This window comes from Methylobacterium haplocladii (assembly GCF_007992175.1).
In the GTDB taxonomy this organism is placed as follows: Bacteria; Pseudomonadota; Alphaproteobacteria; order Rhizobiales; family Beijerinckiaceae; genus Methylobacterium; species Methylobacterium haplocladii.
This window is the reverse complement of sequence record NZ_BJZT01000078.1, coordinates 1-1,305: the sequence shown is the minus strand read 5'-3', so window position 1 is coordinate 1,305 and position 1,305 is coordinate 1. Positions and strand designations below refer to the sequence as shown.

Here is a 1,305-nt window from a genome sequence, read left to right as displayed (position 1 = left end):
TCGAGCGGACACCTCGAAGAACCGCATGTTCGGGCGGCTCGACCGGCTATTTGACGATGCCGACAGCTTTGGAATGATCGGTCGGCGGTCTGTCGGTTCGGTTGTGTGTCATGAGCGGGCTTGGGAGCCCTTTCCGCGCCTCGATCAGGCCGCCACCAGCCGGGTTTCGATCCAAAGGAAGCGCTTGAGGTTGTAGGCGAGGTTGGCGAGCCCGATTTTCGTCCGGGCTCGGGCCAAGCCGATGGTGCGCACGAACAGACCGAAGCGGTGTTTCTGGGCCGCGAACACCGTCTCCACCCCAGAACGGACCTTGGAGCGGGCGCGGTTTGCCTTGCGCTGGGATGGCGTCAGGTCGAGACCGGGCTGGCGCCGGAAGTGGATTTTCGAGCGCCGGCCATGCTTGGCCAGATGGGCTTCGTTGGCCTTCGAGCGGTAGGCGGTGTCGGCCCAGACGTCGCTCGCCGTGTTGGCCGGGTCGAGGACGTTGGCCAGTTGCGCCCCGTCATGGGCGGCCGCGCTGGTGACGGTGAAGCGCCGGACGAAGCCGTATTTGCGGTCGATCGAGACGTGCGTCTTGTACCCGAAAACCGGGACGGCGATCTCGACCTTGGCCTTCGTGCCGTCTGCCTTCGCGGCACGGGCCTTGGCCCGCTTCAGCGTCCAGCGGGCGTCGCGGTCCTTCTGCGCGAGCTTTTTCGGTTTGACCGCCCACTCGTCCGGGATCTTGCCCTCCCTGAGAGCCGCCTTCTCGGCATCGGTGTTGCGCTGGCGCGGAGCCGCAATGATCGAGGCATCGATGATCTGGCCCGACATTGCCAGGTAGCCCTTGCCCTTCAGCCAGGTGTCAAAGGCGGCAAACAGATCCTCGATGGCACCCGCGCGGGTGAGCTGCTCGCGGAACAGCCACACGGTCTTGGCGTCGGGCACCGCGTCCTCGAACCCGAGGCCGAGGAAGCGCATGAATGAGAGCCGATCCCGGATCTGGAATTCCGTGGCGTCGTCCGACAGCGTGTATAGCGTCTGCAGGATCAGGACCTTGAACATCAGTACAGGATCGTAGGGTGGCCGACCGCCCTTCGATCCGTCGGACCGCTTCAGCGCGGTTGCTAGCTTCGGCCGGAAAGCCTCGAAGTCGATCAAGGCCGCGAGCTTCACCAGCGGGTCGCCGTTCTCCGACAGGCGTTGGTAGTGCTCATCCAGATCGAAGAACCCAGGCTGACCCATCCGAGCCTCCCCAACGCCGACAGCATCAGGGAATCACGACAACGCCCCGCACGGATAGGGGTATTTCGAGGTGTCCGAGCG

General features: G+C 64.7%; 1 protein-coding gene. It reads right to left on the bottom strand.

Features of this window, described 5'->3' with window-relative positions:
- Positions 1 to 144 precede the first annotated feature (144 nt).
- On the bottom strand, positions 145 to 1,224 hold the full coding sequence (locus tag MHA02_RS21795; RefSeq protein ID WP_147082672.1) for an IS5 family transposase: 1,080 nt from the start codon (positions 1,222 to 1,224) through the stop codon (positions 145 to 147).
- Positions 1,225 to 1,305: the final 81 nt, after the last annotated feature.

What these genes read in the sequence shown, in the direction of transcription:
- MHA02_RS21795 (WP_147082672.1), bottom strand. Translation starts at nt 1,224, where the DNA reads ATGGGTCAGCCTGGGTTCTTCGATCTGGATGAGCACTACCAACGCCTG.